14 protein-coding genes are annotated in these 15,019 nt (G+C 39.7%); all 14 read right to left on the bottom strand.

Going from position 1 to position 15,019, the window contains the following annotated elements; all coding sequences use genetic code 11:
- Positions 1-3: 3 nt before the first annotated feature.
- Complete coding sequence (locus tag DL897_RS05295; protein WP_113658092.1) at positions 4-1,905, bottom strand: N-acetylmuramoyl-L-alanine amidase; 1,902 nt, start codon at positions 1,903-1,905, stop codon at positions 4-6.
- Positions 1,906-2,183: 278 nt separating this feature from the next.
- A complete protein-coding gene (locus DL897_RS05290; protein ID WP_113658091.1) occupies positions 2,184-3,050 on the bottom strand; it encodes a 2-oxoacid:ferredoxin oxidoreductase subunit beta in 867 nt (288 codons plus the stop codon).
- Positions 3,037-4,794, bottom strand: coding sequence for a 2-oxoacid:acceptor oxidoreductase subunit alpha (locus DL897_RS05285; RefSeq protein WP_113658090.1), 1,758 nt, complete (start codon positions 4,792-4,794; stop codon positions 3,037-3,039). The genes DL897_RS05290 and DL897_RS05285 overlap by 14 nt, the downstream gene beginning before the upstream one ends.
- A gap of 244 nt (positions 4,795-5,038) precedes the next feature.
- The gene (locus DL897_RS05280; RefSeq protein WP_113658089.1) at positions 5,039-5,998 is read right to left on the bottom strand and encodes a dipeptidase; all 960 of its coding nucleotides are present in this window, start codon (positions 5,996-5,998) and stop codon (positions 5,039-5,041) included.
- Positions 5,999-6,081: 83 nt separating this feature from the next.
- Positions 6,082-6,345, bottom strand: a complete 264-nt coding sequence (locus tag DL897_RS05275) for a stage V sporulation protein S (RefSeq protein ID WP_093229483.1) — start codon at positions 6,343-6,345, stop codon at positions 6,082-6,084.
- 130 nt (positions 6,346-6,475) lie between these two features.
- Positions 6,476-7,270, bottom strand: coding sequence for a TIGR00282 family metallophosphoesterase (locus DL897_RS05270; protein ID WP_113658088.1), 795 nt, complete (start codon positions 7,268-7,270; stop codon positions 6,476-6,478).
- Positions 7,271-7,321: 51 nt separating this feature from the next.
- Complete coding sequence (rny, locus tag DL897_RS05265) at positions 7,322-8,863, bottom strand: ribonuclease Y (RefSeq protein ID WP_113658087.1); 1,542 nt, start codon at positions 8,861-8,863, stop codon at positions 7,322-7,324.
- Between the two features lie 208 nt (positions 8,864-9,071).
- Complete coding sequence (locus tag DL897_RS05260; RefSeq protein ID WP_113658086.1) at positions 9,072-9,746, bottom strand: ATP-binding protein; 675 nt, start codon at positions 9,744-9,746, stop codon at positions 9,072-9,074.
- Entirely contained in the window at positions 9,747-9,992 is a 246-nt protein-coding gene (locus DL897_RS05255; protein WP_113658085.1) for a hypothetical protein, read from the bottom strand.
- Between the two features lie 12 nt (positions 9,993-10,004).
- Positions 10,005-11,453 carry an AAA family ATPase gene (locus DL897_RS05250; protein WP_113658084.1) on the bottom strand — a complete coding sequence of 483 codons (1,449 nt, stop codon included), beginning with the start codon at positions 11,451-11,453 and terminating at the stop codon, positions 10,005-10,007.
- Positions 11,450-12,439, bottom strand: a complete 990-nt coding sequence (locus DL897_RS05245; RefSeq protein ID WP_113658083.1) for a metallophosphoesterase family protein — start codon at positions 12,437-12,439, stop codon at positions 11,450-11,452. Before DL897_RS05245 ends, DL897_RS05250 begins: the two co-directional genes overlap by 4 nt.
- A 1-nt stretch (position 12,440) precedes the next feature.
- Positions 12,441-13,094 (bottom strand): regulatory protein RecX, encoded by a 654-nt coding sequence (locus DL897_RS05240; RefSeq protein ID WP_113658082.1) that lies wholly within the window; start codon positions 13,092-13,094, stop codon positions 12,441-12,443.
- A 17-nt stretch (positions 13,095-13,111) separates the two neighbouring features.
- Positions 13,112-14,197 (bottom strand): recombinase RecA, encoded by a 1,086-nt coding sequence (gene recA / locus DL897_RS05235; RefSeq protein ID WP_113658081.1) that lies wholly within the window; start codon positions 14,195-14,197, stop codon positions 13,112-13,114.
- Positions 14,198-14,513: 316 nt separating this feature from the next.
- Positions 14,514-14,870, bottom strand: coding sequence for a group I truncated hemoglobin (locus tag DL897_RS05230; RefSeq protein ID WP_240627273.1), 357 nt, complete (start codon positions 14,868-14,870; stop codon positions 14,514-14,516).
- Positions 14,871-15,019: the final 149 nt, after the last annotated feature.

The following is a 15,019-nucleotide window of genomic DNA, read 5'->3' as shown; positions in this document are numbered from 1 at the left end:
CCTTTACCTTTTATCCACTATCTCCACATCCGCTGCCTTTACATATGCATGTCGGTGATTCAATTGAATACGATAATATTCCTCTTTCCCTCTAATTAGTTTATGAGTTTGATCAGGGTCCTGCGTAAATACAGAAGCATAATAATAAGCTCCTTTTATTTTCTCTGAAGCGATATATACTTGCCCAGCCGTGATTTTATATTGAAGCGGATGAATATCTTGCGGAGGGACCTCCTTCGGATAGGCAGATGCTTCTGGATATGCTACCCCATACACAGGAATCTCTTTTTTACCTGCTTTGGGCGTAATAGCGATCCCTTTCCCTCGAACCGTTTTTGTCCCTTTAGGATTATAGAACCATGCTTTTTGGCCTCCATACCAGATTGCAGTCCATTCTCCTTTGCGATCCGCTACATAAAAAGTTTGTCCTGCTACAGCTTTATCTCCCCAATCTAATGCTTTACGTGTCCCTGGTCCAGAAATAGCGAGGTCATCGAGTAATGGAGCATTTTGATCTGGGGCTGTATGCAAATAGACAAAATTAGCCGGCTGACTCTCTGCGTCCTCAATCGGTGGCTTATTCATCTTAAAACGGGGTTTAATCGTCACTATCTTCTTAGATCCCCTTGCAGGGGTAATCGGTGCTCCTACTAACTCCATATAATGCTCCCAGTCCCAGAAAGGTCCTGGATCTGCATGCATGACGGATTGTCGCGCAGGTGATGTTCCCGGAATTTCGTCATGCCCAATAATATGGGAACGATTGAGAGGGATTCGATACTTCTTTGCCAAGTAACGAGTCAATCTAGCTGAAGACCGGTAAAGCTGCTCATTATACCAACTGGCTCCCTTTAAAGCATAACCTTCATGCTCCAAGCCAATCGAGTGCATATTAAAATACCAATTCCCTGCTTGCCAAGCCACATTTTTATTATCCACCATCTGCGTCACTTGTCCATCTGAAGAGCGAATAACATATTGTGCAGAAACCGAAGAGGCAGGATTCGCAAACCAATTAATGGCTCCCTGATAGCTTCCTTCTGTATCATGAATGACAATATACCGGATCTGTAAACCTGAATTTGGGCGCTTCGCCAGATCATAGTTTCCATAATCACTAGGATCTGAACTTCTCTGCTCATACGCAGCTGGAATAAACCGACAATCAAGCCCCTTCGGGCAGTCTGGAGTAGTTACCTTCTTCTTGTGTAAGTTTAATGACTTTATGATATTTCGATTAGGCTGTACACTTTTTGGAATAAGGCGAAGCTGATATCCTTCGGTTGTCTGTCGTTCTATACCTGTTTGGACGGACAAAAATACTTGTTCAGCAAAGTCAAGTGCAGCAGTTTCTTCTCTACTTCCACTATACTTAACAACTGCACCATACCAATCCTTTTCTTCTATGGGTACTTTCCCTACTGTATCACGTGCATACTTCGCTAACAAAGCCGCCGCACCACGAATATTTTGAGTTGGATCTTTCTTTAATACTTCAGGATCAAGTCCTAGTAGTTTACTCGCTTCATCTAATGTTTGCAAGTTTGGCTCAAGTGGAGCAGCTTTAATCTCTTCCTCCCTTTCTCCTTTTCCCGTTCCACGTAAATCAATTTGATCTACATCCGTTAGATGCATAAGCCCATAACCACCTGAGACACTGGGCTCACCCTTGTGATGCTCCCAACGCGAAACATGATAGGACACAGCGAGCAAAATTCGCTCGGGTACCTGAAATTCTTTCGCTGCTGCTGTAAAAGCTTGTTGTAAATAGTCTATCTTCCTCGCTTCGGCATAAACAGTAGGAGTGACTTCCTTCTTAATTCCAAAAGAAAGAGGAATTCCTGACAAGACTAATCCGGTAATAATTATTCCAGAAATCCAACTTCTTTTCTGCAATGCATACACTCCTTATTAATTTGGATTTAATATACTAAATATAATTATTATTTCTACAAAACTTATATCCATCCCTTTATTTCCTATTCGTAAAATTTTCATTACACATACAAGTAAATAATTTGTTCAATCGTTCATCTTTCGAAGTGATCGTATTCCCCACCTCAAAAGTCTTTAAATAAAAAAACCCCATTGGTCTAATCAGAAACCATAGGGGTTTTAACATTTGACTTATCTTTTCTTCTTAAAAATAGCCACTTCCGATATTTGGAAGTGGCTATAGTAAGTTACATAAATTCGGCAACAAGTTTATCAAATTGATCTTTCGAAATTTGAAGATCTTGTTTAGCAAGTGGTTCTTCTTTAAATCCTTTAATTAGCGATTCGTAGGATTGACTCTCTTTATTTTGATAGATAATTCCTGTAACTAAGCCATTGTTTTCCATCAATGTTTTCATGGCCATACCACGATCAGATGAATCATAGCCTTCAACATCATTGAGGTTTACCAAGTTTTCTTTAAACCAATCATACGTATTGATCTTGTTATAAGTGACGCATGGGCTGTATACGTTGATTAAAGAAAATCCTTGATGGTTAATTCCTTCTTCAATCACATGGGTTAATTGTTTTAAGTCACTCGATACCGATTGAGCCACAAAGCCTGCTCCGACGGTCAAAGCCATTTCCATTGGAGAAATAGCAGACTCAATAGAGCCATTTGGGGTACTTTTGGTTTTAAAACCGATTTGACTCCGTGGAGAAGTTTGTCCCTTGGTTAAACCATAGACTTGGTTATCCATGACGATATAAGTGATATTCACATTACGGCGAATCGCATGAATGGTGTGTCCCATACCAATGGCAAAGCCATCTCCATCCCCACCAGCAGCAACGACGGTTAAGTCACGGTTAGCTAATTTAAGCCCTTGAGCAATAGGAAGAGCACGACCGTGAACTCCATGAAAACCATAGGCATTCACGTATCCAGAGATCCGACCAGAGCAGCCAATTCCTGATACAATCGCTACATCTTCCGGTTCTAAACCGATGTTTGCAAAAGCACGCTGCATGGCGGCCAACACAGAGAAATCACCACAACCTGGACACCAGTTGGGTTTTACTTTGTTGCGAAAATCTTTAAATGTGGCCATGTACCAACAGCTCCTTACATTGATTATAAATTTCAGATGGTAAGAATGGATTTCCATCATATTTTCCAAAATAAACTAGCTTGTCAGCCATTCCAACATGCATTTTGATCAAGGAAGTTAGTTGCCCTGTCGCATTATTTTCAACGACCAGAACTTTTTTCGCTTTTTTCACTTGTTCTGCTACGATTTCTGTAGGGAATGGAAGAAGCTGACGAATGTGTGCGTGGTTTACTTTTAAACCTTCTGCTTCTAAACGTTCCATCGCTTCATGAATGGTACCACGTGTCGAGTTAAATCCGATAATTAATAGATCTGCTTCTTCATGCTTGGTATCCAAGAAGACAGGCTCTTTAAAGTTGATACCATTTTTTAGCTTAGCTAAACGCTTATCCATCATTTTCTTACGGTTTACAGGGCTTTCAGATGGGCGACCTGTTTCATCATGCTCAACCCCAGTTACATGGTGTAAACCATATTTTTTACCTGGTAATACACGAGGCGAAACACCATCTTCTGTAAACTCATATCGTTTGAAGAGCTCAGAGTTAGCTAGTTCAGGTAACTCCTCTTCATCCGTTACTAATTTACCACGTTGAATTTCGATACGATCATACTCAAGTGGCTCAACAGTTTGTTTACCTAAAGAAAGTGCTAAGTCAGACATGATAATAACTGGGCATTGATACTCTTCAGCCAAGTTAAATGCTTGAATCGTATCATAGAAACACTCTTCAGCTGTACTAGGTGCAATAACGATTTTTGGAATCTCACCATGGGTACTATAAAGCATGGCAAGTACGTCACTTTGTTCTTGCTTCGTTGGTAGACCAGTACTTGGACCTCCACGCTGTGTATTTACGATAACTGCTGGAGTTTCCGTCATACCAGCCAATCCAATTGCTTCAGTCATCAAGGAAAGTCCAGGACCTGCTGAAGCCGTTAACGCACGAACACCACCATAATTAGCTCCGATCGTCATGGTAATTGCTGCGATTTCGTCTTCTGTTTGTACAACAGTTCCACCAAACTCTGGCAAACGCTTAATCAACCATTCCATAATTTCCGAAGAAGGTGTAATTGGATAAGCTGCCATGAGACGAGCACCAGCTGCTAAAGCACCTAAAGCAATCGCATCATTACCAATCATATATAAACGCTTTTTACCATCAGATGGCTCTAACTTATAGTCTGGAAGATCTAAAGACTCGCTTTCGACGAATTCTTTACCACGTGCAATGGCTTCCATATTCTTATCAACAACTTTTTGTCCTTTACGTAAGAAGCGCTCTTCCATTACTTCTTGGAAAGCATCAACAGGCAAACCTAATAATGCTGCAGATGCCCCTACAGCAACCATGTTTTTCATTTGTGCCATACCCACTTCTTGAGCAATTTCTGTAAATGGCACAGCAATTAAACGAGCCGAAACACCCTCAGGTACAGTCGGGTTAAATTTCGCATCCGCTAAAATAATTCCATCTTTAACAAGCTCATGTGAGTTTAGATCAATCGTTTCTTGATCAAAAGCGACCAGTATATTTAGTTCGTCGGAAATAGAACGGGTTGGTTCGATACTAATACGAATCTTTGTATTGGAATGACCACCTTTAATACGAGAAGAAAAATGACGATAACCATATAAATAATACCCTTTGCGATTCAGCGCTGTGGAAAGAGTCTCACCGGCACTATCGATCCCTTCCCCTTGCTGTCCGCCGACTTTCCACGAAAGCTGCTTTTTCATGAACTCATCTCCTTTAACTTGCAGACACCAAACTAAACAAAATAAAAAGTTGACTATTTATCGGCCCTTCACAAACCAAGGCATCCATAAGCGAATGTGCCGAGTCGATAACCTTCATCACCTACTAATTCTAGTCCTCTAATTTATAAAAAGCAACCTTAAATCCTCTTTAATCCTCGCATTTTCTTCTCCTTTTTAGAGAAATCACAGTTTGCAGCAGGTAAACGGCTTTTTTCTTTTATTTTTAGCTATTTTTTACCGATAAATGTTTTTTATAAAAATCAAAGCCATTTTCCCAAGCCCATTTTCTTACTAAATGCTCTGGATAATATCTACATAGATAATCAACAAAGTCAGCGATTTGCCCAGTATGCTCGAGATGAGGAATTTTATAATCAATCCCATCAAAGTCTGAACCAAAATAGATAATATTCTCGCCCCCTAAACTGCATATATGCTCGATATGTTGTAAAATATGATCAATTTTCACATTATCTTCCTGTTGATGCACAAAAGAAGGAACAAAAGTTATTCCCATCAGTCCTTGCTTGGAGATTAAAGCTTCTATCTGATGATCATCTAAATTACGTGTGTGTGGACAAATCGCACGACAATTGGAATGAGAGGCAATAACCGGAATTTCATGATGCTCAATCACATCCCAAAATCCTTGAACCGATAAATGTGAAAAATCTAGAATCATACCTAGACGACTCATCTCTTGGACAAATTGGTGCCCAAACTGAGTCAAACCACCGCCGCGTACTTCACCGATTCCATCAGCTACTTGATTCGAATTATTCCAAGTGAGTCCGGCTTGGCGCACACCTAATCGATGAAATAAGCGTAAATAGGTAAGATCTCCCTGGAGCGCATCGACTCCTTCTAATGCTAATAACGCTAAGATAGGCTGGGGTGAAGAAGGGAATAGATCTTCCTTTGATGTAACTAGCTTTACTAATTCTTTGTCCATCATTACCTTCTCATAAAATATATCCACTTGTTTTAAAGCGTAATCCAACTTAAGTGATTGAGGTACACTTTCAGGTACAAATATAGCGAATGTTTGCAGTCCAACTTGTCCTTGTTTTAAACGATAATATGTAACATCCAAAGTCGGCTGTTCCTCTTCATAAAAATTATGTATTTCAGGGTTTAATGATAATTTCCATAGTACGTCGCAGTGTCCATCCATTAACCGCATATGCTTCTCCTCCTAAATAAATTAAAAGAAAACCTGTTTATTTTGGTAAATAAACAGGTCCACCTAAAATATATTTTATGCAATTAATGTCGCGGTTCAACAATCAACTTAATTGCTGTTCGCTCTTCACCATCGATGACGATGTCCGTAAAAGCTGGTATGCAGATCAAATCGATACCGCTCGGCGCCACAAATCCTCGTGCAATTGCAACCGCTTTAACAGCTTGATTTAATGCTCCCGCACCAATGGCTTGCATTTCTGCTTGACCCCGTTCGCGCAAGACTCCGGCCAATGCACCTGCGACAGAATTCGGATTAGATTTTGCTGAAACTTTTAATACTTCCATGTAGGTACCTCCTCGATAGTCTTCGATGGTTTGGAGTGAGTCCATTGTTATATCTATTCGACTAACTCATAAAAATTCCTGCTACTTTTTGTAGACAGGAATGAAAAATCTGAAATAATTTTATATAAAATTAGCTAATAAGTGGATTATCCTCATCAATTCTTATCCGTTTTAATTTTTTCGCTTTTTTTGTCTGTGAATCAAACTCCATAAATATACCATTCAATTGACATCGTCCTTTAGCTACTTCAAAGCGAACGGGGAGTTGTGTCAAAAATCGACGAATCACTGCATCTTTTTCCATACCAAGCACTCCATCATAGGGGCCTACCATACCTACATCTGTTAAATAACCTGTTCCTTGAGGTAAAATACGCTCATCAGCAGTTTGTACATGTGTATGCGTACCGATCACCGCTGAGACCCTGCCGTCTACATACCATGCCAAAGATTGTTTTTCCGAAGTTGTTTCAGCGTGAAGATCAACGATAATATAATGACTTTCTGGTATTTTTTGTAAGATTTTATCAATGGTCCGAAAAGGACATTCTAAAGGTTGTAAAAATGTACGTCCCATCAAACTTATGACTGTACATTTACCTGATGAGGTAGTTATGGTTGCAAAGCCACGACCAGGGGTTCCAGGAGGAAAATTAGCAGGACGAACCACCTTCGTTTCTGACTCAATAAAATCAAACACTTCAGACTGAGCCCAAGCATGATTACCTAGAGTTATACAGTCTACTCCTGCTCCAAGCAATTCACGGGAGATCGTCCGAGTAATTCCTCGACCATTTGCTGCTGAATTTTCTCCATTTACAATCACCAAATCAGGTGATAGCATCGTCTTAAGTTCTGCTAAATACTTTAATAATGTATAACGTCCTAGTTCTCCTACAATATCACCAAGCATTAATATTTTCATAAATCATATATCCTCCAACCTACTTAAAAAAATAAAGCGGCCGGAGCCACTTTATTTTGCATATTCCACTGATCGTGTCTCCCTGATCACTGTAACCTTAATATGACCAGGATAATCTAATTGATTCTCGATTTGTTTCGTAATTTCTCTAGCTAAACGAGTCGCTTCTGCATCGTCCACCTCATCAGGTTTAACAATAATACGACATTCCCGTCCAGCTTGAATCGCATAAGACTTCTCAACACCATCAAATGACTCACAGATTTCCTCTAATTTCTCTAGTCGTTTGATATACGCTTCTAATGTCTCACGACGCGCTCCTGGGCGAGCGGCAGATAGTGCATCTGCTGCGCGAACTAAAACAGCCACGACACTTGTTGGTTCTACATCACCATGATGAGAAGCGATACTATTAATAACTACTGGATGCTCTTTATACTTCTTAGCAAGCTCGACTCCTATATCTACATGGGAGCCTTCTATTTCATGATCGATCGCTTTACCAATATCATGAAGCAGTCCAGCTCGTTTGGCCAGATGAATATCTTCACCTAATTCAGCAGCTAAAAGCCCGCTAAGATGAGCCACTTCCATCGAATGTTTCAGGACGTTTTGACCATAACTCGTACGGAACTTCAAGCGACCGATAATTTTGATGAGATCAGGATGTAAACCGTGAACTCCCGTTTCAAACGTAGCTTGTTCACCGTACTCTCGAATTCGCTCGTCCACATCTCGTCTAGCTCTATCCACCATTTCCTCAATTCGAGCCGGATGTATCCGTCCATCAGCGACTAATTTCTCGAGTGCTACACGAGCTACCTCACGACGAATGGGGTCAAAACCTGATAAGATTACCGCTTCAGGAGTATCATCGATAATGAGATCTATTCCAGTTAAGGTTTCTAATGTGCGGATATTTCTACCCTCTCGTCCAATTATTCGACCTTTCATCTCATCATTTGGTAAGGTTACTACAGAAACTGTGGTTTCTGCTACATGATCTGCTGCACATCGTTGGATAGCTAAAGATAAAATATTCCGTGCTCGTTTTTCTCCTTCTTCAGTCGCCTGCTGTTCCATTTCTTTAATGATCTGTGCTGTTTCATGCCGCATTTCGTCTTCGACTTTTTTCAAAATTAGTTGTTTGGCTTCTTCTGTCGTAAGTCCTGAAATCCGTTCCATCTCTTTTAACTGGTCCTGATATAGCTGTTCAACTTCTAGTTCGCGCTTTTCAATTTGTCTTTCTTTATGGCTTAAATCTTCATTGCGCGTTTCCAGTACTTGTTGTTTCCGTTCAAGTGTCTCTTCTTTTTGATTAAGACGTCTTTCAATTCGCCCTAACTCATTACGCTGATCACGAATTTCTTTTTCCGCTTCACTTCGAAACCGATGAATTTCATCACGTGCTTCAACAATCTTTTCTTTTTTAACCGTCTCTGCATCTTTCGATGCTTTTTCTATTATTGTTTTTGCTTCACGTTCAGCGCTACCAATTTTCGCCTCAGCTGTTACTTTTCGCATCCAAAAGCCACCAAATGCAGCTATTGGAACAAGTACCAATAAGATCAAATCTAAAACCTGAAATGACATCTACTCGCCCCTCACCTCCCCTTTTTTTAATTTAAAAAACAAGACCGATAAGTTCGGTCTTTCGCGCTTGCTCACGTGTTGTGTGCTATACCAGGTAAGGCTGGACTTCCAGCAACATCATTTCAAACTTTCATCATCCATTCACTAATCATGGAACCAGAGGTATCTTTTTTCATTGAAAAGCAAAGATACATGATAATTTTATTATTTATATTCGCCTATTGTCAAGGCGAGGCTCGCGGTTGACTACAGACTTCCCACTGGATAAACGTACAAAAAACGCCTGATCAGCTGCTTCAGTCAAGTGGGTATTATGTGTTACCATGATCACCTGTCTACCAAATGTTTCACAAATCGATTTTAGAAACTCAATCATGGGGACAACAAAATCCTCACTCACATGTTTACCTGGCTCATCCAACATAATCGGTCCTTGTAGGCGGGGACGAATCGTTTCAAGCAGTGCAATCCGTAGCGCCAACGAAATGATATCGACAACACCACCACCACGTGAATCTTGTGGTTTATTACGAATCGGTTTCCCATTCCATTCCGTTATCACATAAAACTCAGCAGTTGGATTGCCTCCATGATCCGAAAGTTCAATTTCAAACCGAAACATTGGCCCAAAAACATATTGTAAGGCTTTCGTGACAAGCGTTTCCAATTGCATTTTTGCCTGCTCACGTGCATGATCCGAAGACTTTTGTAATAAAATCTGGACTTTTTCCAATAAATCTCGTTCCTTATTCAGTTGTTGCCATTTCGCTTCCACTTCATTCTTTTGCTCTACAATGCGATCTCGAATCCCCTTGCGTTTGGCTAATTCTTTTTGTGCTGAAAGTAGTTGCTGTTCTAATTTCTCCAGTCGCAGCTGTTCCATTTAGCTTCTCAGCTCCTCCGGCAATTGAGCATATACCTTGGAGATATCCTCATCGATTTCTCTTTCTAGCCTTTCTATCTCTTCTTGTAATTCATCAGGTTGAACACCTAATTCATTTAATTCTTTTAAAATCTTACCTTCTTCTCGCTCTAAGTTTTCAAGGCGTAACTCTGCTTTATATCGCATATCTTTGGCTTTCTCAAGTTTTGCTTTTAAATCTTTAATTTTTTCTTCTAACTGTTGCACCTGAATCACTCCTTATACCATATATTCCTCTAGTAGATGTTCTAATAGTTTGGAAGAGTCAACTTGGTTTCCACAAGTAGGACAGTTTCCTTGCTCTTTTAATAGCTCCACATACAAATCTGATAAACTTTCAATTTCATGCTGTCGAGTTAGATAATACTCTCGACCTGCTTTAATTCGTTTCTTTGTATCGATTAAATCATCATAAAGCCCTGCTAAGTGTTGCATCTTCTGCTTCTTTGTTTCAATTAACTCCATGTTATTTTGTAAATCTGAGACCCCTTGAGTTGAACTAATCGTCTTCTCTACTCTATCTTTCTCAGATTTTAACCGTTTCCATAATTCTCTATTCCCCTGTAAATGATGTAAACGAACAACCTTGGCAACCAAACCTTCTATCCGATTTTGTGCTTGTGGTACATGTTGACATTGCTTCAATTTATCCTTGACATGATCTAATGCTTGTTTGGTTTGTTCCCATTTTACTTGACTATTCCGAAGAGCGATTAACTGTTCTTTTTTAGATCGTACTTCTGAAAAAGTTTTTTCAGCTACTGGCAATTTTTCTGTTTGAAGTATTCGCTCTTTACATATTTTCGTCTGATGTTGATTATCCATCCATCTCTCACATAGGCTTTTTAATTGTTTACGCTCTAATGCTTTCATCTCAATCTCTAGTTGCTTTTGCTCGAGTAAGGGTACATTTTCTAAGTCTTTTAATATAGATAGTTGCTGTTCTTTTTCCTTTTGTATCTCATGATAATACTTAGCAATCTCTCTTAATCTTTGTAGCTTTCTTTGTTTTTCCTTTACCGCTTGATAGATGACTTGAGCTTTTTGAACCTCTTCTTCAAGAGTAGATAGATTTTCATATGGTTTAAGCTCATGGGCTAATGCTTCTGCTTGCTCTTCTAGTAATCTCATTTTTTTACTCAATTGTTTCCGATCTTGGATGGTCCCTTTCAAAGCACGATCAATCAACTGCGCACCACTGATACTCCCAATTATTTTAGCTTTCGCTATACTAGATTCAGATAATAAAAAAGGGCCTTCAAGCTGATTTCCAGCATGAACGATCATTTCCCACTTTTCATCCAATTTTAGTGGTTTAATTTGGTGAGCCTCCAAAATTTCATGGGGAACGGTATTTCCAAATCCTTCAAAAATTTGCTCCTGCCCCTCTGGATTAATTAAGGTATAGCGGTTAATCGATGCACTTCTAAGGCGTATAATTTGGGTATTATCCATAAGTGTTAAGGTAACTTGACAGCGATCTGCATCTCTTCGTATAAAGTCAGTACCACGTGGCATGTTAAATAACACCCACCGCAATGCTCGTAGAATCGCACTCTTTCCACTATCAGAGGGACCTACCAAAACATTTAGACCAAAGACAAAGTCAATCTCTGTTCGCTCATGTGATTGAAAGTTTTCGATGACTAGCTTTTTAAGTCCCTTCACAAATTGGTCTCCCCTTCATCTTGCTCTGCAACGGAAATCCGCCTCATCGCTTCAAATTTAACCTCTTCATCCACTTTTTCAGCATGGGCAATCGTTTCGATGATCTCCCCAACACCAATCACTTTAAAATCATTGACTGATTCAACTTCTTGTACAAAAGCAGCCAATTTTTCTTGCCGATACGCAGCTTGTTCTAAGTAAGAACGATCGATTACTGTTTCACCTTTAGCCGCACAAGCTAAAGGAATCAACTGAATTTGAATTCCATCTGTTAAATCGATTAAAGCAACTTGGGGCATGCGTCCTATTTCAGATGGATGGTTATTAATCCGTGCTAAGGCACCTGGATTCACAATATATTTGCCACTTCGCTCTCGGATCGGAAATCCAGCATGATAGTGACCCGTTAGCAAAATATCAGCTTGGTTCTCTTGTTCAAATAAGTGTTGAACCATCGTATGAGCTACACTATCTGGTAAAGCACGATCGACTAACATTCCATGTACCATATGTATACAGTACTTCGCTCCAATCTGATTTTCGACACAATAATCTAACCGACAACTCCGCTTGTCCAAATCATAGTGAAATGATTGACCTGTAAGCTGAACGGTGATCCCGTCTTTTTCTAAAGAAATCACTTCCCCTGTTTGCAGTAAACGAATCGTCCCAAAGGCATCCAGTAATCCTAACATCGTTCGGTCAATCGTATCTGGATTATGACCATAAATATCATGATTACCAGCAATCGCATAAATGGGTACAGCCAAGTCCCGAAACAAACGAGCAAATTCACGCACGACAGAAGGTGAGAGATTGGGACGATCAAATACATCGCCCCCATGTAAAATTACATCCACCTGTTCGCGTTCGGCAATCTCTCGAATCTCTGTCAACTTGTGTCGTAATGCTTCGGAAAAGTCATCGATACGACTTCGCGGTGAAGTTCCACGAATATGTGTATCCGTTAGATAAAGTAAACGCATCCTAATCGATCTCCTCTCCCAGATGCATGGAGCGAATCTTTTGCAAAGTAGCATACACCACTTCTATCGAAAAACCTCGATATTGTAAAAACTGCCCTAGTTTACGTTCAATTTTTGGCCAAGATTCATGATGAATACGAAGATAGCGCCGCTGAGCCACTTCCATGGCTAGCTGGCGCTCTTGGTTGTCGTCCATCTGAGAAATTGCTTCGTCAATCCACTCTGGAGCAATTCCTTTTCGTTTTAACTCATTCTTTAAACGCAAAGATCCATATCCCTTGCGATGTTTTCTTTCCTCAATCCAAGCTTGTGCATATTGTTTATCATCTAAGTATCCTAATTTCTGCATTTCTACTATAACTTTTTTCACATATCCTTCACGATACTCTTTTTTAGCTAAGTGTTGTCGCAACTCTTGGACTGTTCGTGGTTTATAACTTAAATAGCGTAAAGCGGATTGTCGAACCTGATTATACTCTTCTGCTTCCAAAAGCTCTTGAATCTGTTCTTTATCAATAGGCATCCCTTTATAAAGTCCGTATTTCACCAAAACATCTTCATGAATCGAAAGTAAAAATTCTCCACTCACATAAATATGATAGCGTTTGGTAATACTTGACTTCTTTTCAATCTGTGTAATATGATCCGTCTCCATGGTTTATCACCATTATTTTATGATTCAACTCCGAGGACCGGTGATTCGATATCCGATTTTCTCGCTTTTTTCTCTTTCTTGTTTTCCTTCTGCTCTGCTTCTTCTTTCACTTGTGCAAGTGGTAAATGATGATGTGAACGAATCTGATTTTCGATTTTGAGGCAAATAGCTGTATGTTCTTTTAGGAACTGTTTCGCATTTTCTCGCCCTTGCCCCAAACGATCTCCTTCAAAAGAATACCAAGCTCCACTTTTATTGACAATATCTAAGTCAGAGGCAATATCTAACACACTGCCTTCTTTCGAAATTCCTTCTCCGTACATAATATCTACTTCTGCAGCTTTAAATGGAGGTGCTACTTTATTTTTAACGACTTTAATCTTCGTCCGGTTTCCAACAAGTTCATTACCTTGTTTGATTTGTTCAGCGCGACGCACTTCTAAACGAACACTTGAGTAGAATTTAAGCGCCCGTCCACCTGGTGTTGTCTCAGGATTACCGAATAAAACTCCTACTTTCTCCCGAATCTGGTTAATAAAGATCGCAATCGTTTTTGATTTATTAATGGCTCCTGATAATTTACGAAGTGCTTGAGACATCAAGCGCGCTTGTAAACCTACATGTGAATCTCCCATTTCCCCTTCAATTTCCGCTTTAGGAACCAGAGCTGCAACAGAGTCGATGACAATAATGTCAACTGCTCCACTACGTACTAATGCCTCAGCAATCTCCAAAGCTTGTTCTCCCGTATCGGGTTGGCTAAGTAACAATTCTGAGGTATCTACACCTAAATTACGTGCATATACTGGGTCGAGAGCGTGCTCGGCGTCGATAAATGCTGCTTGACCACCGGATCGTTGTACTTCTGCGATCGCATGTAAGGCTACCGTCGTTTTACCTGAAGACTCAGGCCCATATATTTCAATAATCCGTCCTCTTGGATATCCGCCTACACCAAGGGCAATATCTAATGCCAATGCTCCACTCGAAATCGTTTCAACTTGCGTAGAAGCATTTTCCCCTAGCTTCATAATCGAACCTTTACCAAATTGTTTTTCAATTTGTCTAAGTGCCATTTCTAATGCCTGACGGCGATCGGACATATATGTCACTCTCCTCTACCCACAAAAAGTGTTTTAAAATAACTATGAACATCATACCTTGTTTTTAACATGTTGCCAAGTAGTTTAACGAACATTTATTCGGTGATTGTATGTGAAGAAATAGTATCCAATAGCCTGTTGGAAAATCATTCTATCCTTATAAATTTATCTATTAATATCTCTATCTCCTTTTAAGAAAATAGTTATTTTTCGTAGTTACAGAGGGCCAGTTTTATAAAACCATTTATCACAAAAAGCACCAAGCGTTCGCATATCCATAGGAACGCTTGGTGCTTTTTGATTTGAAAGTTTTTTCTTAACGTGAGACAATATCCTTTTCTAATTGAGCAACTGTTTGTATCACTTGTTCAATTAAATGATCTTGAACATGAAGTACTTTGAGTGTACTTGCTAAATGTGAAGCAACCACTTGAAACTGTTCTTGAGTAATATGTAATCCTTTATGCGCCGCTTGCATACTTTGCCCTGTATATTTATTAGGACCTCCCGTTGCAAAAGTTAAAAAGGCAGCTTGATGTCTTTTTAATTTCGCCATATCTGTTTTTTCAAATAAATAATTAATTCTTTCATCTTCTAAAACTAGCTCATAGAAAATATCAACCGCTTGGGCTATACCCACTTCTCCACCTAGTTGCTCATAAATGGTTGCCAATATTAATCATCTCCTATTCATCATGAGGCTGTCCGCTAAATAAGCCGTCATCGCTATCTCACTCCTGCTATCTTACAGTTCGTAGAGTTTTTTAGAGCTTTGCTCTTGTCCCTTTTAAGAAACTCGCTCTTACACAACAGCGATTCATG

The sequence above is a fragment of the Thermoflavimicrobium daqui genome (assembly GCF_003313465.1).
In the GTDB taxonomy this organism is placed as follows: domain Bacteria; phylum Bacillota; class Bacilli; order Thermoactinomycetales; family Thermoactinomycetaceae; genus Thermoflavimicrobium; species Thermoflavimicrobium daqui.
Note: the sequence above shows the minus strand (reverse complement) of the source record. Positions and strands in the feature narration are given on the sequence as shown.

Coding starts and splice junctions, on each gene's coding strand:
- DL897_RS05270 (WP_113658088.1), bottom strand. CDS start 7,270: ATGAAAATATTAATGCTTGGTGATATTGTAGGAGAACTAGGACGTTAT.
- DL897_RS05260 (WP_113658086.1), bottom strand. CDS start 9,746: ATGGAACAGCTGCGACTGGAGAAATTAGAACAGCAACTACTTTCAGCA.
- DL897_RS05245 (WP_113658083.1), bottom strand. CDS start 12,439: ATGCGTTTACTTTATCTAACGGATACACATATTCGTGGAACTTCACCG.
- DL897_RS05240 (WP_113658082.1), bottom strand. CDS start 13,094: ATGGAGACGGATCATATTACACAGATTGAAAAGAAGTCAAGTATTACC.
- rny (WP_113658087.1), bottom strand. CDS start 8,863: ATGTCATTTCAGGTTTTAGATTTGATCTTATTGGTACTTGTTCCAATA.
- DL897_RS05290 (WP_113658091.1), bottom strand. CDS start 3,050: ATGGCCACATTTAAAGATTTTCGCAACAAAGTAAAACCCAACTGGTGT.
- recA (WP_113658081.1), bottom strand. CDS start 14,197: ATGTCCGATCGCCGTCAGGCATTAGAAATGGCACTTAGACAAATTGAA.
- DL897_RS05285 (WP_113658090.1), bottom strand. CDS start 4,794: ATGAAAAAGCAGCTTTCGTGGAAAGTCGGCGGACAGCAAGGGGAAGGG.
- DL897_RS05280 (WP_113658089.1), bottom strand. CDS start 5,998: ATGCGGTTAATGGATGGACACTGCGACGTACTATGGAAATTATCATTA.
- DL897_RS05275 (WP_093229483.1), bottom strand. CDS start 6,345: ATGGAAGTATTAAAAGTTTCAGCAAAATCTAATCCGAATTCTGTCGCA.